The sequence below is a fragment of the Nitrosomonas sp. Nm166 genome (assembly GCF_900112825.1).
Classification (GTDB): Bacteria; Pseudomonadota; Gammaproteobacteria; order Burkholderiales; family Nitrosomonadaceae; genus Nitrosomonas.
Map to the genome: position 1 here is coordinate 34,261 of NZ_FONE01000014.1, position 21,483 is coordinate 55,743.

Consider the following 21,483-nt stretch of genomic DNA (forward strand, 5'->3'; position numbering starts at 1 on the left):
GATGATCGCAGCTATCGTACGTGCCATGCTTAAGCAACGTCTGCTGGTTCTGGTGATCGGACTGGCGCTATGTATTGCCGGCGGTTTTGCCGCAAAGAATCTTTCCGTCGATGCATTCCCTGATGTGACTAATATCCAGGTACAGGTAGCTACTGTCGCAATTGGCCGCAGTCCTGAAGAGATGGAACGGTTAGTTACCGTACCGGTTGAAATTGCCATGACGGGTTTGCCCGGATTGGTTGAGATGCGCTCGATGAACAAGAGCGGATTATCGCTGATCACGTTGGTTTTCACCGATAAAACTGATGTGTATTTTGCCCGCCAGTTAGTGATGGAGCGCATTATTGATGTAACGCCCCGTTTGATACCTGGCATTACACCGGTACTTGGACCGGTTTCTACGGGCTTGGGTGAAGTTTATCAATACACAATAGAACACCCGGATGACGGCAAACGTGCCCTGACTGTAGAGGAGCTCACCGAGCGGCGCACGATACAGGACTGGGTCGTGCGTCCCATGTTACGTTCAATTCGTGGCGTGGCGGAAATTAACTCTATTGGCGGGCATGTCAAGGAATATCAGGTTTATGTCGACCCCAACAAGCTGCGGCACTACGATTTAACCCTGACACAGGTCGACCGCGCACTGGCAAGTAACAATGCCAATGCCAGCGGAAATATTCTGGCACTGCAATATGAGCAATATCTGATCCGTGGGGTGGGTTTGATTGCAACACTGGACGATATTCGTAATATCGTGCTCAAAGAAATGGATGGCGTACCGATCTACGTGCGCGATGTAGCTCATGTAACATTTGGCGGTGAAGTTCGTCAGGGCGCGAGTATCAAGAATGGCGACACCGAAGCGGTTGCCGGTATTGTCATGATGCTGCGCGGTGGCAATGCTAAGGAAATTGTTGAGCGAATTAAGGCAAAAGTAGCTGAAATCAATGAACGTGGGATACTGCCGGGTGGGCTTCAAATAGTGCCGTTTTATGATCGGACGGATTTGGTGGATGGCGCATTAGCCACTGTTCAAAGTACCCTGATGGAATCCTTGATTCTTGTCATTGTTGTGTTATCGATATTTCTGGGCACTGTGCGAACCAGCATAGTGGTATGTTTTACGCTGATTATCACGCCCTTGATTACCTTTATGGTAATGAATTATTACGGTATGCCTGCTAATTTGATGTCGTTAGGCGGATTGACGATTGCACTGGGCATGATGGTCGATCCGACCGTCGTTGTCGTTGAAAACATTTACCAGCGCTTGGGTCAGGCGCAGGGTACCGGACAATCCAAATTTGAAATTATCGTTAAGGCTACGGCTGAAGTCGGCACACCTGTCATTTTTGGCGTATTCGTCACGATACTCGTGTTTCTGCCGCTGATGACACTGGAAGGCATGGAAGGCAAAACATTCAGTCCATTGGCTATCACGATTGCAATCTCGCTATTGATTGCACTTTTCGTGTCAGTTCTTCTATCCCCTGTACTGAGCGACTATTTGTTAAAAGGCGGCAGCGAACAGGATACGCGTATAATCGCTTTTCTCAAAGACGCGTACCTGCGCGTTTTCAATCTAGCGATGCGTAATCAGAAAAAAACCATGTTCATTGCCATCAGTTTATTGATGGTCGCATTCGCACTGTTTCCGCTACTCGGTAAATCCTTTATTCCGATCATGAAGGAAGGCGCTGTCACGCCAGTGATTATCCGCGCGCCTTCCATCTCGCTGGAAGAAGCCATCAAGCTAGAAACAGAAGCGATGAAGATGATTGCCGCCATACCTGGAGTTAAATCCGTGGTATCCAAGCTGGGACGAGGTGAATCGCCTGCGGACCCGGCGTCGCAGAATGAATCGGATCCTATTGCAGATCTGGATTTGGAGGGAACAGGTCGCACGCAGCAAGAAATTGAAGAGGATATTCGTAACGCGTTGACAGTGCTGCCGGGTGTCAATATTGTGATTTCCCAGCCAATTGCACAGCGGGTGGATGAAATGGTGACCGGGGTACGCTCACAAGTAGCCATCAAGATTTTTGGAGATAATCTGGAAGAATTACGCAAGCTATCAGAACAGGTAGCGCGTATTGTCAAATCAACCCGTGGTGCCAGGGATATCCGTATTGAACGCTTATCTGGTCAGCAAGAATTGACGATTCATATCGACCGCCGCGCGATTGCCCGCCATGGCCTGAATGTCTCTGATGTCAACGAGCTGATTGCTACGGCAATCGGCGGCAAAGCCGTGACGAAGGTTTTTGAGGGTGAGCGACGTTTTACGTTGCTTTTGAGATTCCCGGAAGAATTCCGTTATGATGTTGAAGCGATAAAGGAGTTGCTGTTAATGCCTCCTACTCATGCGACATCAGGCGCAGTAGCGGCTGGCGGCATGCTGGTACCGCTCAGCGCGGTAGCGGATATTCAAGTGGTCGACGGGCCGGCGATTATTTCCCGTGAATTTGCCAAACGTCGCGTAGTCGTCGGTGCCAATGTGCATGAACGCGATCTGGGCGGTTTTGTCGCAGAGCTCCAGGCGCGTACCGCGAAAGAAATCCAATTGCCGCCAGGTTACTATTTTTCCTGGGGCGGGCAATTTGAGAATATGGAACGTGCCATGGCAACGCTTTCTGTGATTGTACCCATCACCCTGGCAGCCATTTTCTTCTTGTTGTTCATGCTGTTTAATTCAGTCAAGCTGGCTGGGCTCATCTATTTGGTATTGCCATTCGCATCGGTAGGTGGCATTGTCGGACTTTTTGTTACTGGTCAATACCTGTCTGTGCCGGCATCCGTAGGCTTTATTGCGGTATGGGGCACCTCGATATTAAATGGTGTGGTATTGATCTCTTTCATTCGGGAACTGCGCAGTCAAGGGCTCAGTATCGAAGAATCTGTCAGGAAAGCTTGTGCACAACGGTTCAGACCCGTTATGATGACGGCGGCCACGACAGTACTAGGCTTGGCGCCATTCCTGGCTGCTACAGGTTTGGGGTCTGAAGTGCAAAAACCGCTTGCCATCGTGGTGATTTTCGGGTTAACAACAGCAACCATGATGACGATGGTCGTCATGCCGATGTTATACCGCTGGTTTGACGATAAGCCTGAAAAACCATCACCTGCTCAATCCGAAGCACCTGCTCAGCCGGAATCGCTCCCATTACCGTAAGTTGCTCAAGATCCTGCTAAGAATGCATAATTTGCTCTAAAAAAACAGGATGAAAATCTTATCATTCAGTCCTGTTTTTAAAATAATGAATGATTAAATTACTGATAGTGCAATTCATCCATTGATTCAATCTTTCACTACTCAAGAAGTGTTCATAAAACACGGAATGCAATGATAGTTACCAGTGTGGGTGGTAATGCTGCAATCAATAAACCCAGCGGGTGAATCGATTGCTCGTCGAATTTATTTTTTAAAATAGCAAAACCCGCAGGGTTAGGCGCGTTTGCAATAACTGTCAAACCGCCGCCAGTGACTGCGCCCGCAACCAGGGCAATTTTAAATTCTTCGCTCAACCCTTCAACCAAGGAGCCCAGATAGGTCAATGCTGCATTGTCCGTTACCGCCGTTAGTAAAGTAGCGCCAAAGAACACAGCTGTATCATCCATATCCATCAGCAACGGCTGAAGCCACCACTGTTGTTGTCCACCCAATACCACCAATCCGGCCAGGAAGAATGCGACCAGTAGTGCTTCGCGCAAGATCAACGGGTTTTGATATCGTTGATAAGCAGTTGTAAACCCAAGGAAGAATAGCAATATACCCATAAATGCAACAGAATGATGAGCAAATATCACAGCCAAGATAAGAAATATGAGATGAACCACGACTACAGGCAATGGCGTCTTCGATATAACAGCACTGTTCTTTTGATCAACTTGCCTCAATTCATGCCGAAACAACCACGTAATTGTGCATGCATTGACAACCACCGCCAGTGCAGCTTTCCAACCAAAAGTCGTGAGCATAAAGCTGGTATCCCAATTCCATGTTGCTGCCACCATCAGCACCGGTGGCGCCGCAAAGTGCGTCAACGTGCCACCAATAGAAATATTGACAAATAACACACCAACTGTGGCATATTTCAGACGGGTGGATATTTCCTTGCTGAAAAACGTATCCCGCAACATCAGGGCTGCAAGTGTCATTGCAGCAGGTTCGGTAATAAATGAACCTAATAAAGGAACAAAAGACAGCAATAAAAAATACATGGCCATGCCTGTATTGATCGGCAAAAGATATGCAGCGCGCTGAACAGTGGAAGCCGTAACATCCAGAATGGGACGAGTACCGGCAATTACCATAATCACAAACACAAACATGGGCTCGGTAAAATCACGCGACTCGAGATAAGTAATCGCCTCCTGCTGACCACTCATGGCAAATATAAAAAGGATCAGAATCAACGCCCAAAACCCAAACACGACTTCCACTTCACCTAATAAATGCCAGATACCTGCATGGCGCGGCTGAATATGTGCCAGATGTTCAAAATATTTGGTTGAGAAGGTATGAATCACAGCCAATGCAAACAACGCTGCAGCAATTATTTGAATAGATGTTGGATTAATCATGTTGCCATAAACTCATGAAGTAGATAAGAAAAAATTTTGTAATGATAGCATTACAATTACACTAACCGTGTGTTTGGGATTTGTTAATCCACGCTATTTAAATAGAAATGCCCGATGAGATATTGACCATCATTTTTCTAAGGAAACGCTGATTAATTGACTGTACGAGCGAATCGCTTCGTTGCGCGGTACTCGCTTCCTCGTCTATCTGATTGATATGTCTCGGTTGCTGCGTTCCGTGCGCCTCGCGCTTCATCACGTTCGCCGAATTAGTCAGCGTTTCCCTAAGTCGGTGAGGAAAAGCCGGATACGCTTGGCATTTACGCCCAGATCACTCTCCCCAACCCTGGAAACCGAGCGCATATCAACCCGCGTTCTGTTTCCCATCTCCTGGACCCGAATCACAATGTCGTCCTTGAAGCTCATGATGGGTGTCGTATCGGTTGCCTCAATTCTGCCATTGGCAGCGGAAACGACAGCAATATCCCAGCCCCGCTTCTTTACCAACACGACTGCTTGTTCGAACACTTGAGCAAATGGACGATTAATCCATGCAGGACCAAGATCGGGATAACCTTCTTGCTGCATCAGCGCTAGGTTCTCTGGCTTGAGGCGATCCAGAGAATTATGCTCGGGTGTCCGTATCGCCTTAATTGCCACAAACTCAGGCGGATGTTCCAAATCGGTCGTAATATCATGAATACGCGGCACTCCGACACCACCTAATGCAGTCAAAAGGACAGGCATCGCGACCAACAAACCCAATGTTGATCCAGCCATTGTAGAGGCAATTATTTCTGATTCCTTCGCCTTGATCGCCCTCAGCGTTCCCACCGACCCTAAAACAGTTGCCAGTAATCCGATACAAGTACTGACTATCAACCCCCATAACGCCGGTTGAAAATCAACAATACTTAACCGATACCCCAACACAGCAAAAGCTGCGATTAACGCAGCAAACAGTGAAAGTTTGAAACTCCAATGAGTAAAATTAAATGGTTTATTCATCAATGATGTTATTCTCAGATACCGAGCAATATAGCTCCTTATGAAAGCATCATACCTACAACTTGTCTTTTCCTAAAGGTGAGCCATACTTTCTGCCTTTATCTGAAAAAAGAAACCGAATAATATTGAGCTATTATATAAGATAGTTCTCACATCACTGGCTCAGGAGGTTTAAGTTATTTGGTTTCAAACCAGGCATGCGCAGCCTATTCTCTTATAATCTCTTCTAATAGCTTAAACATAACAATAAAGTACTGCATGAAAAACCCTTTTTTTCTATTGCTGGCCGCCTCTATAGGGATGCTTTTCGGGTCTTTTCCGGCAAGTGCAAAAACAATAGATATTTCTAAAGAGTACCAAGGAACGATTGGTCAATATATTCAAGTTTATCAGAATGAGGATGTTAACTTAAGTCTGGACGATGCTTTAGAAGCCTACAGAAATGGATATTTTTCTTCAACCAGGCATCCTATCATTAATTTTGGCATTAATTCAAAACCGGTCTGGCTTGCGCTTCAGGTAAGAAATCCTAGACCTGGCGCTGTCCATCGAAATCTTCTGTTCGAAACTTCGTGGCTGGACAAAATTGATATTTATTTTCTCCAGGAAAATCAATTAATCAACAGCTATCACGTCGGTGATCACATGCGGTTTCCGGAACGCCCACTCAATCATCGATTTTTTGTCACACGACATCATTTTGAATACGGTGAGACCACTGTATTAATCCGGGTAGAGTCAATCGATGCCATGGTCCTACCCATTTATTTCATGAGTAATGAAGAGATAGCTGATAGAAAAATATTGCAAAGCTATAGCTATGGCTTCGTGTACGGCGTCATACTGGCGCTCATCGCCTACAATTTCATGCTCTACGTAGGATTACAGAATAGCCCCTCCTATTTGTTTTATTCTATTTACTTGTTATTTTTCTTAATACTGAATATTTCTTATACCGGCCACGGCTATCAGTGGCTGTGGCCTGATTCACCCCGATGGCAGCAATGGTCAAATCCTGTTCTGATCGTCATCTGCTCCATCAGTGGGCTTATATTTGCGCTGCATTTCCTGAATGTCAAAATAGCTCTACCCCGCGTTTACCGTATTGTCATTGGAAGCTGCATGGGGTTTAGTATCTTATTACTGCTAATAGCTACACTGACGGGCAGCTATGCAATAACACTTCTGATGTCGCTCATTTTTATCTTCTTCTTTTCTATTCTGATGGTCATATTGGGTGTTATGTCGCTGCAAGCAGGCAATAGATTTGCCAAGTACTTCCTGCTGGCGTCGATTTCCACGATATGTGGCGGCGCTGTCACGGCAAATGCAATATGGGGATTAATTCCTTTTAACTTATTTACTTATCGCGCAGTAGAAATTGGTATGATGGCTGATGCCATTTTGCTTGCACTTGCACTTGCGGAGCGCTTTAATATCAGTCAGAACGAAAAATTGGTTGCCGAGAAAATGGCTGGAATTGATTCTTTGACCAATCTGAATAACCGATGGTCATTTTATAAATTTGTTAAACCGATTTGGGCCATGGGCTTACGCAACAACAGTCATACCTCAACCATCATGTTAGATATCGATAATTTCAAACTGTTCAATGACAATTATGGCCATGCCCTTGGAGACCAGGTTCTTGTGCGCTTAGCGGAAACGTTACAGAAAGAAGCTCGCAGTGGGGATATTCTGGCACGCTGGGGAGGTGAGGAATTTCTTATTTTCTTACCTGACACTAAATTATCCGATGCCACCCTCATTGCGGAGCGGCTACGCAAAAAAGTCTCTACTATCCAGCTTGCAACTGTTAAAGGAGAAAAGCTCTCGTTCACCGCAAGCTTCGGTGTGGCCCATACTAACAATATCCATGTATCGTTGGATGAATTAATTTCTCTGGCAGACCAACAACTTTATCGCGCAAAAAAACAAGGGCGCAATTGTGTATGCGCGAATTAACTCAACTAGGCGAAATGCAAAAACTCATGCAGAAACATGACCAACACCCCACACTGCTCAGCTTCAGGCAGGAGTTTAGTTATTGACGGCCAATGGTGCGCTTATCTATGCTACTGGCTTAAAAATGTCTGGGAATCAGGAGTCACTCATGAGTGTTATCAAAATAAAATCATGCCAATTAGTCAAAACAATCGCAAGCGTATTCATCATTATGGGCTGTTCTGAAATTTCAGCACAACCAAAAGAAGTAAAAACAGTCACTATACAGGTCGGCGAGCACAGTCCTGATGGATGCAAGTTACTCGGCAAAGTAAAAGGCTCTTCAAAAGACAGTCGGACCGAGGAAAAAGACACCCCCTATATTAGCCGGCTAATGAATGCCAGAAACAATTTAAGAAGCGAAGCGCAGAAACTGGGCGGCAATACGGTGCATATTATCTACGCCAACAATTCAGGCAAATATGAAATTCCCGGTGTCGACAAAGAAATCATATTTGTTGGAAATGTTTACGATTGCGAATGAATCTAGAGAAACTCAGCAGCACTGATGAGCTAATCGGAAAGCTGATTACCGGCATAAACCTCTGCCTGGCTTTGATTATTAGTAATGAAATAAAATCATCATCTTTTGATAGAAAATTCATTGATTAAATGTCTTACACGCAGAGAATGACTTCCCTGCCAGTAAATCTGATTGCATTCTGAGCAAATCAAAAATCTGTCGTAATGCTGCCTTGTCAATGGTTTCAATCGATGGGCTATTTCTCGTTTGTCAGTTTCCATTAATTTTCCATTGCAGTGAGTGCAACGGCTGAGCGGTTTTAAAAAAGAATATAAATCGAATCTTTTCAAAACTTCTTTGGTTTGAATTTTAGGCATGTCCGACCGGACAAAATATCCATAGGTGATGATTTTGCGCTGTAACAATGACCGATCGCGAGTCAGCACCGTGCGCAGTTGTTCGCTGGCTATCTGTGCTATTGCGTCATCATCGTAATCATTACGGTACAGGCAATCGAATCCCAATAGTCTTAAATAGCGCACTAACCTTCCAAGATTAGTATCCACTACAAATAGGGGTGGACGTAATGGTTCTGGACGAAGTAGCACTGACGATGTTCCTGGACTATCTTCAAGCGCCGGATAAATTCGAATATAATCAATATCTTGAACAATGTAATTAAAATCGACTGCAATCCCATTCGCTAAAATTAGCCCTACTTCGGTGTGCGGCACATTGAAAGATTCGATCATGTCCTTTACTGAAGCCTTTCGATCAAAGTTATGAATAATTTCAGTATGACTCAATGAAGGTGCGAGAAAATCATTTAAGGACTGATAAAAATGAAGTCTGATCTGCGCCATTGACAAGGCTATTGTTAAATTAACATTACTTTGGTTGATCAAGATCAATGTCTTGCATATCCGTAACCGGTAACCTACGAACTGTGGTAACAAAAATGATTCGTCATCAACCAATACTGAAAAGGTTTCATATGAGAATTCATACTTTTTGTATTTCAGCAGTTTTGGCTTTAGTTGCGTGCGGTGGCAGACCAACGGCTCCGGAAACGCCTAACCCTGAGTCGTATGGCAAGACTATTCAGCCTTTCCATCAAATACCGGCCAGTGATCAAGAAGGCAGAGGCAAAGCCAGATCAACTGAAGAAAAATCCAATTACTAAAGTAAGTGTCAATCAGTGTTCTATAACTCTAAATCACAAGCAAATCCAAGTTATAGAACACTGTAGTGTCTTTTAGTGTTATTGACTTGTATTTCTCTGCATCAGCATGATCTCGCCACGCAAGCCTGTATTCAGTCGCTATAGGTGAAAAATTTCATCGCACAGACCATGAAAGATGATACGACTCTGGGAAAGGACCAGACTTATAATCTATATTGCCTTTAGGTTCAATACTTTTCTTCAGCAGTACTTGGCGCACCATTTCGGGAATCATCACCATCCCCACATAACGACCGAGACACTGATGGCTGCCAAATCCAAAATGGAAATAGTTATACCAGTTACGCTGAGGAATAAATTTTTCCGGGGATTCAAATGCCCGCTCATCGAACATGGCAGACAGTGTCACAGGCAAAACATAGGTACCTGCGCGCAAAACCGTTTCATAGTTCGTGCCTTTGGCTGCCGTATAATCGCTTGCAGTAGTACGGAATAAATAAGGCGTGATCGGAACAAAGCGCAAAGCCTCCCAAACGATACCATCGAATTCAGCTGGATCATCCTTCTGCGCAGCATTTTTGGCTATATCCAGCCATTCCGGATGCTGAAACAAATATTGCAGCACTTGAGCGACTGCCTGCGAAGTCGTTTCAATGGCGCCAATCAGTAGGCCACCGGCGTTAACGCCCAAGCGCTTAATGTCGAAATCCAGTTCTTTTGCGAAACTGGTGCGTAGCATTCTGGTAACAATATCATCACGCAATTTAATGATTGTTGAAAACGTCAGTTTTTCGGCTTTTACAGCCAGAAAGCGTTTTGCAATGAGTTTCGTGATAAAACTTTCCAGTTTTTTAGAAGTTTCGTTGTGACGATCTATAACCTGCTGCGATAACTCCGCAGGCACCAAGTCAAACGGATGATTGTGAAAAGTGTCATACTGGTTCCAGTAAGACCATTCAATCAAATCAGCACTTTTGGCACCCGTTAGTCCAAAATATTTCTGCACTACCGTAGCCGGAACCATACGGCAAAAATCGTTGACAATCTCAATCTGGCCATTTGTCCGGCTGAGAATTCCCCTGGCAATATCAGCCACCATGACACGTACCTTGGGCAGATCATCACGATTCAGCATGAATTGCATGAGTGATTTCTCTCGAGTATGCAGCGCGTCATCATCATGCATCATTAGGTAATTAGCCATTTTCGGCACATAAGGTTGGACCGTAAAAACCTTGTACATCGTCAGGATTTCCCTGACATCATCAAACCGGGTGACCAGTGTACATTTTGGCGTTACCAAAATAGGACGTTTTTCACGCAATTCTCTAAAAAATGGCAAAGGCTCCGTATCAATCCAGCGGCGCACGAGTGGAAATTTATCGGCATCAGCTGCTGTATCATACTGTTCAAGATAGCTTGTATCCGTATTCATTGCATTACTCCCTTTTAATAATCATTGTTAAAGAATATTTCAGATCACAGCGTCTTGAGGTATTCCAGCAGATCCAACCGTTCCTCTCTGGTAAGAGGCCTTAAAACTTTACCATTTAGCTGCGCAGTCTTACCGGATGCGTATTCGTGCCCAGCATTACTATTCGCTCTTAAACTGGTATCAAAGGTGAAGCCTTGATAGCCGCTACTTTTAAGGCCGACTTTGACAGGATCAAATTCGCGTGATCCAACTTCAAACTGATCAGGACGATATTCCCCATCTTCCGGATCGCCATCACGCTTCTTGGGCAAGAGTAAATCATAAAGGGTAGGTACGGACCCATTGTGCAAATAAGGTGCAGTTGCCCAGATACCATTTAGTGATCGCGCTTTGTAAGCATTCAATGAAGCAACTGGATTGGCTGTGGTATCCGGATCATAATTACCCTGCTTGATAGAAGGCTTAATTTCATTATGAAAAAATGCCTTGGCTAGATCTACAATCCAGTCAGCCCAACGTTGAAAGAACCATTTGACAGAATCGGGGGTAGCCACCACATTTAAAGTCGCCTTAGTAAGCAAGGCAGAAACAGGTGCTTTTCGATCCAGTAAAATATCACCTACACCGAGACCAACGTACTGATTTCGCAGAATGCCGGAAAATCCCTGGGCATGAATACTGTTCTCAGCCATGCGGGGATCGGTTCCCACCGCACTGACCTTGGACATATGTGCAACAACTCGTCGCTCTGGATCAGTACGTTCAATCCTGGCATGACAGCTCACGCAATATTTATTAAAGATGGATTCGCCTCGAAAAGCACGTTCTCTATCGATTGGACCTAAAATATCTTCCGGCCATAAGGGTGATTGCAGTTTTTGCAGATGTGATTCAATTTTACGCAGGTTATGCACATTCACAGAAGAAGAAAAATCAATATCAGTACCGCCAATAATATTGGATAATGTAGTTCTTTTCCCTTCTTGCCAATCAAGCGTAGCAAATACGCCAATGACTTCGCCGGTATTGCGTCCCACCGCCCCTAACCCCGCATTGGCGGCCAGTCCGTTCCATTGCACATAGTCATGCTGGGGAATATCCCATAGAAAAGGATAGCTGACAGGCGCATCCGCGGGATTGAATAATTCTTTACGCAACCTTCCCAGCTGCCATTTGGTCAGTGTTTTAGAGAGACGTTCAAACACATGATCGCGTTGATCACTGGTAAGTACTTTATCTAAATCTTTCAATATACTATTTAGCTCTTCTTCCGTTAACTCATCATTACGCATGATCTTGCGATCACGTAATAACTCTCTTAATTCTCTCTCATTGATCAAATGCTCAAGGACTCGATTATAAATACGTCCAAATGCATCCAGCCGTGCATAACCATAGGGGGTCGGGCTACGGTTGATGATGTTATAATTGGTCAGGCGCAGCTCGAATTTCTCCATATCAGCAAGTACTTCAGCTTCCGATTTATAATTGCCCTTTGCCAATACATTCTTAACAAACCGATTCCTGACTTCCTCATTTTCAAATGTGTATTTCAAAGCGCTGGCAAAGCTTTTCATGATTTCTTCCATATCTGCACTTGCCGGTCCGCCATCAATACGAATACCAATACCGTTATAATTGATCTGCCCGGTATGACAGGCTGCACAAGTCAGACCGATGTATTCTTTCCCCTTGTAATTATCTTTGACCCATCCAACGGGCAATGCATCCGGATTGCTGGAAGTCGCTTTCTGGGGTAAGTAGCGATAGAAATTCATATTCTCATCAGAGCGAAACAGGGTAGATTCTCCCGGTCTTTCCAATACCATAAAAAAATCATAAGGCATCAGGTTTGAACCCTGCGTAGTCGTATAAAACCACAAACTGTCAGCAATATCCCAGCCTTGTTCAAGATATTTGATAGTGGTATAGCTATCACCAAATTGATCTTGTTCTATAGTAGCTGCACCACGATCAGGATCAGTCTCTGGAATTAACTTACAGGCCGATAACGATGTGATGAGAGAGAATGCTATTGAAATATAAAACAAAAACTGTTTTTCTGACGATATAAAGTATTGCTTCACGATAACCCCCTATTTGCTTGAATTTGTTTAATCGGTTATGCCGAAAACAAGAAAATAAACGCATAATCAGCATGCATAACGATAGCAAACCATTAACTTTCAAATTATCTTAAAATATTTCTTATTTTCAAACACATATCTATGCATTCCCCTTACCTCAGATTCGTGCTTCTATTTCATCTGCTATTTCAATCTTAATAATCTTATATCCCTATATACCTTGATAGAGCCCGATTATATTAAGAATTAGCTGCTGACAACAGCAAATCGGTAGCTCCTAAAAAACACTTTAAAATCAGTAGCAACTATCAGCCCCTGCAATGGGATAATTCATCTAAATTCATTAATCAAGCGCTCTGCTTTATAAGTGTACAGGCTCGCCTTCTAATCAGTAATTGAGAATAAAATCCCTTATTCGCCATTGATCTGATCAGCTAAGCGATCACTAAACCACAGCAGACTGCTAAAATGAAATGGTATAATCAATAACATATTCTCACTACATAGAAAAACAAACCTGTTTCACGTATAATTTCAGGTTCAAAAACCAAGGTATTTGAAACTTATCAGCCTTGGTTCTGTTTCCATATCTTGTCAGTATCCAAGGAGTTTTTGTGTCACAACGTTCACACGCCATCCTCGCACTTGCCGATGGAACCATTTTTCATGGCGTGTCTATTGGCGTTGAAGGTATTAATACAGGCGAAGTTGCTTTTAATACAGCAATAACAGGTTACCAGGAAATATTAACCGACCCTTCTTATTGTCAACAAATCATTACCCTAACTTATCCGCACATCGGCAATACCGGTACCAATCCGGAAGATTATGAATCAGGTAATATTAATAAAGTATATGCCGCTGGTTTGGTAATCCGTGATCTTCCTCTGGTCGCCAGCGGTCACCGCAAGACCCATACGCTCTCCGAATTTCTCAAAGAACAAAATGTGATTGCTATCGCTGATATCGATACACGTAAGCTTACCCGCATTTTACGAGAAAAGGGTGCACAGTCTGGTTGCATCATGACGGGAGAGGTTGATGAAAATAAAGCATTACAGGCCGCCAGAGCTTTTCCCGGGTTAAATGGTATGGATCTTGCCAAAGTGGTCAGTTGCCAGCAAGCCTATACGTGGACGGAAAGCGAATGGTCATTGGAATCCGGTTTCCGGATTCAGGAAAATCCAAAATTTAATGTCGCCGCGTTTGATTTTGGTATCAAGCGCACGATCTTGCGTAAACTGGCGCAACGTGGCTGTAAGGTAACAGTATTCCCCGCGCAGGCTCGAGCCGAAGAAGTTTTGGCAATTCAACCGGATGGAATATTCCTATCTAATGGCCCCGGTGATCCGGAACCTTGTGACTATGCAATTTTTACCATCCGCACCTTACTGGAACAGGATATCCCGATATTCGGCATTTGTCTCGGTCATCAATTATTGGCCATAGCCACTGGCGCGCGTACCGTCAAAATGAAATTTGGCCATCATGGCGCCAATCATCCGGTACGGGATATTGATACTAACCGGGTAATCATTACCAGCCAGAACCACGGATTTACTGTTGATACAGATACGCTGCCTGCCAATGTGCGCATCACCCATGTGTCCCTGTTTGATGGCAGTCTGCAAGGATTCAAGTTAATGGATAAGCCTGCGTTTTGCTTTCAGGGTCACCCGGAAGCCAGTCCAGGGCCGCATGAAGCCGATTATTTATTTGATCACTTTATTAAAATGATGCAACGTTAAAAATTAATTAGTAACTTGCATATAAGTTCATTACTACGCAATTCTTATCCGCTAAAAAGTATGCCTAAACGTACTGACATTCAATCCATTCTCATCATCGGTGCCGGTCCGATTATTATCGGCCAGGCCTGCGAATTTGATTATTCCGGCGTACAAGCCTGCAAAGCCTTGCGTGAAGAAGGCTATCGCATCATTTTAGTGAATTCCAATCCCGCTACTATCATGACGGATCCAGAAATGGCCGATGCTACCTATATCGAGCCCATTACCTGGACCATGCTTGAAAAGATCATTGCCATTGAACGACCTGAAGCATTACTGCCAACCATGGGTGGTCAGACTGCCCTAAACTGTGCACTGGATCTGGTCAAACACGGCGTACTGGAAAAATACGGCGTTGAGCTAATCGGTGCGTCACGTGAAGCCATTGACATGGCTGAAGATCGTGAAAAATTCAAGCAGGCAATGACGCGCATTGGACTCAATTCCGCTCGTTCGGCAGTTGCGCACAGTATGGAAGAAGCGCTGCAAGTCCAAGCCATGGTAGGCTATCCGGTAATTATTCGTCCTTCTTTTACCATGGGCGGCAGTGGTGGTGGTATTGCCTACAACCGGGAAGAATTCCTGAATATCTGTGAACGCGGATTGGAAACCTCTCCTACCAAAGAATTACTGATTGAAGAATCCGTGATTGGTTGGAAAGAATTTGAAATGGAAGTGGTACGCGACAAACAGGACAATTGCATCATCGTCTGCGCCATTGAAAATGTCGATCCGATGGGTGTGCATACCGGTGACTCCATTACGGTAGCACCCGCACAAACGCTGACCGATAAGGAGTATCAACTGATGCGCAATGCGTCGATTGCTGTGTTGCGTGAAATCGGTGTAGAAACAGGCGGCTCCAATGTTCAGTTTGCGATTAATCCTAAAAACGGCCGTATGCTGGTAATTGAAATGAATCCGCGGGTTTCACGCTCTTCGGCATTGGCCTCAAAAGCAACCGGTTTTCCGATCGCCAAGATTGCTGCCAAACTTGCAGTCGGCTACACGCTGGACGAACTAGGCAATGATATTACCGGTGGCATCACCCCGGCATCCTTTGAACCTACCATTGACTATATCGTCACCAAGGTGCCGCGTTTCGCTTTCGAAAAATTCCCGCAAACCAACGATCGCCTGACAACGCAGATGAAATCGGTTGGTGAAGTCATGGCGATCGGCCGTACTTTCCAGGAATCTTTGCAAAAAGCTTTGCGTGGGCTGGAGACCGGCGTGGATGGTTTAGATGAGAAAACCGATAACCTGGAAACCATCAGCACTGAACTGGCCAACCCTGGCCCAGAACGGATCTGGTTTATCGCCGATGCTTTCCGCTGCAATATGTCCATCGACGAAGTTCAACAATTAACACATATCGATACTTGGTTTCTGGCGCAAATTGAAGATCTGGTCAAACAAGAGCAGGCTCTGATCCATACCAAACTAGAAGTACTGGATAAACAAACATTACGCAAACTCAAGCGCAAAGGTTTTTCCGATCGGCGCTTGGCAAAGTTACTCAATACTGATCAAACTACAGTCCGCGCTTATCGACACCAACTCAATCTGCGACCGGTTTACAAGCGTGTTGACACTTGCGCAGCTGAGTTTGCTACCAGCACGGCTTATATGTATTCCACTTACGAAGACGAGTGCGAATCATGTCCCACGGATAAAAAGAAAATTATGGTACTGGGCGGCGGACCCAATCGTATTGGTCAAGGCATTGAGTTTGATTATTGCTGTGTACATGCAGCATTGGCTCTCCGCGAAGATGGCTTTGAAACCATTATGGTTAACTGCAATCCAGAGACGGTTTCAACTGATTACGATACATCGGATCGCTTGTATTTTGAACCGCTGACCCTGGAAGATGTGCTCGAGATTGTCGCGATAGAAAAACCACATGGCGTCATTGTCCACTATGGTGGACAAACTCCCCTGAAGCTTGCACGCGACCTGGAGGCTAATGGTGTACCGATTATTGGCACCAGTCCCGACATGATCGATTGTGCCGAAGATCGTGAACGTTTTCAGAAAATGCTGCAACAATTGGGGTTACGACAACCGCCTAATTGCACAGCACGCAATCCGGAGGCTGCTTTGGTCGCTGCTGAAGCAATCGGCTATCCGCTGGTCGTGCGACCCAGCTATGTACTAGGTGGTCGCGCCATGGAAATTGTACATGAAAAATCTGATCTGGAACGCTATATGCGTGAAGCTGTTAAGGTTTCCAATGATTCTCCCGTATTACTGGACCACTTTCTCACGAATGCAACGGAAGTAGATGTTGATGCTGTCTCTGATGGAGAAACCGTTCTGATCGGTGGCATTATGGAACATATTGAGCAGGCAGGTGTGCACTCGGGTGATTCTGCTTGTTCTCTGCCGACCTTTAACTTGCAGCCTGAAACATTGGATGAATTGCGTCGTCAAACGGCTGCAATGGCACGTGCACTGGATGTCAGAGGACTTATGAATGTACAGTTTGCGATTCAGGACAATACGGTGTATGTGCTCGAAGTCAATCCCAGAGCATCACGCACCGTGCCTTTCATCTCCAAAGCAACCGGCCTTCAGCTAGCAAAAATTTCGGCTCGTTGTATGACAGGAAAAACATTGATTGATCAGGGTGTTACTGAAGAAGTAATTCCTAATTTTTATTCCGTCAAAGAAGCTGTATTTCCCTTTATTAAACTTCCTGGTGTTGATACGATATTAGGCCCTGAAATGAAATCAACGGGTGAAGTGATGGGAATGGGCGCCACCTTTGCTGAAGCTTTCGTTAAATCTCAATTGGCAACCGATGTTCGTCTGCCAGCTTCCGGCAAGATTTTCATCAGCGTACGGCAATCCGATAAGCCGCATGCAGTCGAAATTGCGCGTAGTCTTGCAGAACTCGGCTTCACTCTTTATGCTACTCGTGGAACTGCTGCTGCGATCGCAGAAGCTGGCATCGATGTTACTATTGTTAATAAAGTAGCGGAAGGTCGTCCGCATATCGTGGATATGATCAAAAACGGCGAAATCAATCTGATCATTAATACCGTTAAAAATCAACTCAGTGCAATACGGGACTCGTCCTCGATTCGACATGCCGCGCTTCAGGCAAAAGTGACCTACTATACAACGCTGGCAGGTGCGCGCGCAGCCTGTGTAGGTATCACTAATAAACGTGAACTGCAAGTTTATAATTTGCAGAAATTACATTTATAACTTAATGCACAAGCAAAAAAATTCTCCTTAACTTACTGAAAAACAGGATAAAAATTAAAGGCAAGAAATTACGATGAGTACTATTCCATTAACAGTGGCAGGAGCGGAAGCGCTGCGCAAGGAACTGCGTGAAATGAAAACCATACATCGCCCTGCCGTCATTGCAGCGATTGCTGAAGCGCGTTCTCATGGCGATCTTTCTGAAAATGCCGAATATGATGCGGCAAAGGAAAAGCAAGGGTTTATTGAAGGTCGCATCGCTGAGCTGGAAAGTAAACTCTCCAGCGCACAAATTATCAATCCGGCACTTATTAATGCGGACGGTGCCTGTGTTTTTGGCGCCACGGTGGAATTGGAAGATTTACAAAGCGGTGACATAGTTACTTATCAAATCGTTGGTGATGATGAAGCTGATATCAAGGAAGGAAAAATTTCCATCAGCTCTCCCATTTCACGCGCACTGATCGGTAAATATGCAGGAGATATCGCTGAAGTTCAGGCACCCGGCGGCAGACGCGAGTATGAAATTCTCGATGTCAAATATATCTAGCATATCTAGCAAATAATAGAAACTTCAGTTCTGGAAACTGCGCTTAGTGCGAAATGGTTCACGTTTCTTTTTATTGGGTGCATGCACAGGCTTTTTATCAATTTCTTCCGGTTTAGGTCGATAAATAACAAAAACTTTACCAATATGCTGTACCGGTGCAGCGTCCAATTGTCGGCAAATTTCTTCAAAAAGTGCATTGCGAGCAATTCGATCATCAATTTGAGCTTTAACTTTAATTAATTCGTGGCTTGCAAGTCCGCGATCCAGTTCTTCAATAACGTTGACCGACAACCCGGTCTTTCCGATCATCACAACCGGATGAAGTGCATGTGCCCGGGCTTTTAGTTCACGCCGATGAGCGATAGTTAGTGTTAACATGAATTCCCTTTAAATATACTATTTTACTTGATGAAACGAGCTAAAACCAGCAAAGCCTGGATGAAAGAACACGTCAACGACTTCTTTGTTAAGAAGGCCAAAAAAGAGGGCTATCGATCACGTGCCGCGTATAAACTGATCGAAATCAATGAGCGAGATCACATACTACAACCAGGTATGATGGTAGTCGACTTAGGTGCAGCACCCGGTAGCTGGTCTCAGATTGCTAGTCATATCGTAGGGAATCAAGGTAAAGTGATTGCATTAGATATTCTGGAGATGGCGCCACTACCAGGGGTTAAATTCATTCAGAGCGATTTTAGAGAAAAATGCGCTATTCTTGAATTGAAAAAGCATTTGGGTGAGCTTCAGCCAGATCTTGTAATTTCAGACATGGCACCCAATATCAGTGGTATTGTTGTCAGTGATCAGGCGAGAAGTATGCATTTGGCTGAGCTAGCGTTGGCGTTCGCAATGGAGCAACTGAACTATGGCGGAAATTTTCTGGTCAAAGTGTTTCAAGGACGGGATTTTGATCAGTTTCTACGTGACATGCGCGCTGGATTCAAGAATGTTATGATAAGGAAACCCAAAGCCTCGCGTGATCGCAGTAATGAATTATATTTATTAGGCCTTGAGAAGAAGCAGGGAAATTTGCTAAAAAATAAAAATGGGCTCTGAATATTACTATAAGTAAATAAGTAGATTATAGTTCTTACAGCAAATGATATATAACACGAACTATTCTGTTATATTTATAAAATAGGTTAGAATGATTAATCAATGATTTTTAAGGTGCAAACCAAGGAGCTACTTTGAATAATCTAATTAAAAACATGGCCATTTGGCTAGTAATTGCACTTGTGTTGATGACAGTATTTAATCAATTCAGCGTACGTCAACCGACGCAAGTAGCAATGGAATACTCTCAATTCATCACCGAATTGAATCAAGGTAGAATCGCTAAAGTTGTCATCGAAGGACGGACGCTTAAAGGTACAAAGTCTGATGGCAGGCGTTTTACTACTTATGCGCCTTCCGATCCCTGGATGGTCAGTGATCTACTGAAAGCCGGCGTGATTATCGAAGCCAAACCGGAAGAAGAACCTTCCATGCTGATGAGTATTTTCATTTCATGGTTTCCAATGCTGCTGCTGATCGCTGTATGGATCTTCTTCATGCGTCAAATGCAAGGTGGTGGACGAAATGGAGGCGCATTCTCATTCGGTAAAAGCAAGGCGCGCATGCTCGACAAGTCGGCCAACACAGTAACTTTTAATGATGTTGCAGGTTGCGAGGAAGCCAAAGAAGAAGTTGCAGAGCTGGTCGAATTCCTGCGCGATCCGACCAAATTTCAGAAACTGGGTGGGCGTATTCCACGGGGCGTTCTGATGGTAGGTAGTCCCGGAACGGGTAAAACATTACTAGCTCGCGCAATTGCAGGAGAAGCACAAGTACCTTTTTTCAGCATCTCTGGATCTGATTTTGTCGAAATGTTTGTAGGTGTAGGTGCATCCAGGGTACGCGATATGTTTGAGCAAGCCAAAAAACACGCCCCTTGCATCATCTTTATTGACGAGATCGATGCGGTAGGCCGTCAACGCGGTGCTGGTCTAGGCGGGGGAAACGATGAGCGTGAGCAAACCCTCAATCAGTTGTTGGTAGAGATGGATGGCTTTGAAGGTTCAATGGGTGTAATTGTCATCGCAGCCACCAACCGTCCTGATGTGTTAGATCCAGCATTGCTGCGCCCCGGCCGTTTTGACCGTCAAGTAACTGTACCGTTGCCTGATATCCGCGGACGCGAACAGATCCTTAATGTGCACATGCGCAAAGTGCCACTTTCACCTGATGTAAAAGCAGATATACTGGCACGTGGTACACCGGGCATGTCCGGTGCTGATCTGGCCAATCTGGTCAACGAAGCAGCGCTGTTTGCCGCACGTAGTAATAAGCGCTTGGTGGACATGGAAGATTTTGAGCGTGCAAAGGATAAAATTCTGATGGGCGCAGAACGGCGTTCAGTAGTCATGCCTGAACATGAACGGCGAAACACTGCTTATCATGAATCAGGGCACGCCGTAGTAGCTCAGTTACTGCCCAAAACCGATCCGGTGCACAAAGTTACCATTATTCCACGTGGACGCGCTTTAGGTGTAACCATGCAATTACCAACCGAAGATCGCTTCAGTATGGAGCGTGAAGAAATTCTGCAAAGGATCGCAGTAATGTTCGGTGGACGTATTGCCGAAGAAGTCTTCATGAATCAGATGACAACGGGAGCATCCAACGATTTTGAGCGTGCAACAGAATTAGCACGGCAAATGGTAACCCAATGGGGGATGTCTGATGAGCTTGGCCCAATGGTATACGGCGAAAATGAAGGAGAGGTTTTTCTTGGACGTTCAGTGACTACTCATAAAAACATGAGCGAAGCAACCATGCAAAAGGTTGACGCGGAGGTTCGTCGTATCGTTGACGAGCAATATGCCCTGGCACGCAAACTCATCGAAGCCAATAAAGATAAAATCGAAACAATGACTCAGGCTTTATTAGAATGGGAAACGATTGATAGCGATCAGATTAAGGACATTATGGAAGGTCGTCCACCACGTCCGCCCAAACCGCCTCAATCAAGGCCTTCAACCCCCAGCGGCGAACCTTCATCAGTAAAACCTAACGCACAGAATGAACCCGCGGCACCGCAGGAAATAGCGAAAGAAGTTGATTAATTTTTGATAAGTTCAAATAGCGGGATACGATTTTTGATCGTATCCCGCTT

At 44.8% G+C, this 21,483-nt stretch carries 16 protein-coding genes; 9 read left to right on the plus strand and 7 right to left on the minus strand.

The annotated features are described in order from the left end of the window. The first annotated feature begins 1 nt into the window (after window position 1). Window positions 2–3,175 carry an efflux RND transporter permease subunit gene (locus BM021_RS05785; RefSeq protein WP_090719793.1) on the plus strand — a complete coding sequence of 1,058 codons (3,174 nt, stop codon included), beginning with the start codon at window positions 2–4 and terminating at the stop codon, window positions 3,173–3,175. Between the two features lie 152 nt (window positions 3,176–3,327). On the opposite strand, the gene BM021_RS05790 is transcribed toward BM021_RS05785, so the two are convergent. The 3 genes from BM021_RS05790 to BM021_RS05795 form a co-directional block, all read right to left on the minus strand. After that, window positions 3,328–4,587 carry a putative Na+/H+ antiporter gene (locus tag BM021_RS05790; protein WP_090719795.1) on the minus strand — a complete coding sequence of 420 codons (1,260 nt, stop codon included), beginning with the start codon at window positions 4,585–4,587 and terminating at the stop codon, window positions 3,328–3,330. Between the two features lie 97 nt (window positions 4,588–4,684). Then, the gene (locus BM021_RS15450) at window positions 4,685–4,843 is read right to left on the minus strand and encodes a hypothetical protein (protein WP_177186307.1); all 159 of its coding nucleotides are present in this window, start codon (window positions 4,841–4,843) and stop codon (window positions 4,685–4,687) included. Window positions 4,844–4,860: 17 nt separating this feature from the next. Beyond that, window positions 4,861–5,595: a DUF1499 domain-containing protein gene (locus BM021_RS05795; protein ID WP_090719797.1), complete on the minus strand. Its 735-nt coding sequence runs from the start codon at window positions 5,593–5,595 to the stop codon at window positions 4,861–4,863. Between the two features lie 258 nt (window positions 5,596–5,853). Between BM021_RS05795 and BM021_RS05800 the strand changes: the two genes are divergently transcribed. Beyond that, entirely contained in the window at window positions 5,854–7,560 is a 1,707-nt protein-coding gene (locus tag BM021_RS05800; protein WP_090719799.1) for a sensor domain-containing diguanylate cyclase, read from the plus strand. An 82-nt stretch (window positions 7,561–7,642) separates the two neighbouring features. After that, window positions 7,643–8,083, plus strand: coding sequence for a DUF4156 domain-containing protein (locus BM021_RS05805; RefSeq protein WP_256207800.1), 441 nt, complete (start codon window positions 7,643–7,645; stop codon window positions 8,081–8,083). 98 nt (window positions 8,084–8,181) lie between these two features. On the opposite strand, the gene BM021_RS05810 is transcribed toward BM021_RS05805, so the two are convergent. Next, a complete protein-coding gene (locus tag BM021_RS05810; RefSeq protein WP_090719801.1) occupies window positions 8,182–8,925 on the minus strand; it encodes a Mut7-C RNAse domain-containing protein in 744 nt (247 codons plus the stop codon). A 131-nt stretch (window positions 8,926–9,056) separates the two neighbouring features. Here BM021_RS05810 and BM021_RS05815 point away from each other — a divergent pair, with 131 nt between their 5' ends. Beyond that, window positions 9,057–9,245: a hypothetical protein gene (locus BM021_RS05815; RefSeq protein WP_090719803.1), complete on the plus strand. Its 189-nt coding sequence runs from the start codon at window positions 9,057–9,059 to the stop codon at window positions 9,243–9,245. 154 nt (window positions 9,246–9,399) lie between these two features. Here BM021_RS05815 and BM021_RS05820 read toward each other — a convergent pair whose 3' ends face one another. Together BM021_RS05820 and BM021_RS05825 are read right to left on the minus strand one after the other, a co-directional pair. Then, window positions 9,400–10,680 (minus strand): cytochrome P450, encoded by a 1,281-nt coding sequence (locus BM021_RS05820; RefSeq protein ID WP_090719805.1) that lies wholly within the window; start codon window positions 10,678–10,680, stop codon window positions 9,400–9,402. A 44-nt stretch (window positions 10,681–10,724) separates the two neighbouring features. Next, window positions 10,725–12,767, minus strand: a complete 2,043-nt coding sequence (locus BM021_RS05825; protein WP_090719806.1) for a di-heme-cytochrome C peroxidase — start codon at window positions 12,765–12,767, stop codon at window positions 10,725–10,727. Window positions 12,768–13,381: 614 nt separating this feature from the next. Here BM021_RS05825 and carA point away from each other — a divergent pair. From carA to greA, 3 genes are all read left to right on the plus strand, one after another. After that, the gene (carA, locus tag BM021_RS05830) at window positions 13,382–14,515 is read left to right on the plus strand and encodes a glutamine-hydrolyzing carbamoyl-phosphate synthase small subunit (protein WP_090719808.1); all 1,134 of its coding nucleotides are present in this window, start codon (window positions 13,382–13,384) and stop codon (window positions 14,513–14,515) included. Window positions 14,516–14,575: 60 nt separating this feature from the next. Continuing rightward, complete coding sequence (carB, locus tag BM021_RS05835) at window positions 14,576–17,773, plus strand: carbamoyl-phosphate synthase large subunit (protein WP_090719809.1); 3,198 nt, start codon at window positions 14,576–14,578, stop codon at window positions 17,771–17,773. 73 nt (window positions 17,774–17,846) lie between these two features. Then, entirely contained in the window at window positions 17,847–18,323 is a 477-nt protein-coding gene (gene greA, locus BM021_RS05840; protein ID WP_090719811.1) for a transcription elongation factor GreA, read from the plus strand. Window positions 18,324–18,347: 24 nt separating this feature from the next. Here the strand turns inward: greA and yhbY are convergent, their stop codons facing one another. Continuing rightward, window positions 18,348–18,701, minus strand: coding sequence for a ribosome assembly RNA-binding protein YhbY (yhbY, locus tag BM021_RS05845; protein WP_090719813.1), 354 nt, complete (start codon window positions 18,699–18,701; stop codon window positions 18,348–18,350). Between the two features lie 30 nt (window positions 18,702–18,731). Here yhbY and BM021_RS05850 point away from each other — a divergent pair, with 30 nt between their 5' ends. Both BM021_RS05850 and ftsH read left to right on the plus strand, forming a co-directional pair. Then, a complete protein-coding gene (locus BM021_RS05850) occupies window positions 18,732–19,382 on the plus strand; it encodes an RlmE family RNA methyltransferase (protein WP_090719815.1) in 651 nt (216 codons plus the stop codon). A 134-nt stretch (window positions 19,383–19,516) separates the two neighbouring features. After that, window positions 19,517–21,433, plus strand: coding sequence for an ATP-dependent zinc metalloprotease FtsH (ftsH, locus tag BM021_RS05855; RefSeq protein WP_090719817.1), 1,917 nt, complete (start codon window positions 19,517–19,519; stop codon window positions 21,431–21,433). The last annotated feature ends 50 nt before the right edge of the window (window positions 21,434–21,483 follow it).

Coding starts and splice junctions, on each gene's coding strand:
- BM021_RS05785 (WP_090719793.1), top strand. CDS start 2: ATGATCGCAGCTATCGTACGTGCCATGCTTAAGCAACGTCTGCTGGTT.
- BM021_RS05790 (WP_090719795.1), bottom strand. CDS start 4,587: ATGATTAATCCAACATCTATTCAAATAATTGCTGCAGCGTTGTTTGCA.
- BM021_RS15450 (WP_177186307.1), bottom strand. CDS start 4,843: ATGAAGCGCGAGGCGCACGGAACGCAGCAACCGAGACATATCAATCAG.
- BM021_RS05795 (WP_090719797.1), bottom strand. CDS start 5,595: ATGAATAAACCATTTAATTTTACTCATTGGAGTTTCAAACTTTCACTG.
- BM021_RS05800 (WP_090719799.1), top strand. CDS start 5,854: ATGAAAAACCCTTTTTTTCTATTGCTGGCCGCCTCTATAGGGATGCTT.
- BM021_RS05810 (WP_090719801.1), bottom strand. CDS start 8,925: ATGGCGCAGATCAGACTTCATTTTTATCAGTCCTTAAATGATTTTCTC.
- BM021_RS05815 (WP_090719803.1), top strand. CDS start 9,057: ATGAGAATTCATACTTTTTGTATTTCAGCAGTTTTGGCTTTAGTTGCG.
- BM021_RS05820 (WP_090719805.1), bottom strand. CDS start 10,680: ATGAATACGGATACAAGCTATCTTGAACAGTATGATACAGCAGCTGAT.
- carB (WP_090719809.1), top strand. CDS start 14,576: ATGCCTAAACGTACTGACATTCAATCCATTCTCATCATCGGTGCCGGT.
- greA (WP_090719811.1), top strand. CDS start 17,847: ATGAGTACTATTCCATTAACAGTGGCAGGAGCGGAAGCGCTGCGCAAG.
- yhbY (WP_090719813.1), bottom strand. CDS start 18,701: ATGTTAACACTAACTATCGCTCATCGGCGTGAACTAAAAGCCCGGGCA.
- BM021_RS05850 (WP_090719815.1), top strand. CDS start 18,732: ATGAAACGAGCTAAAACCAGCAAAGCCTGGATGAAAGAACACGTCAAC.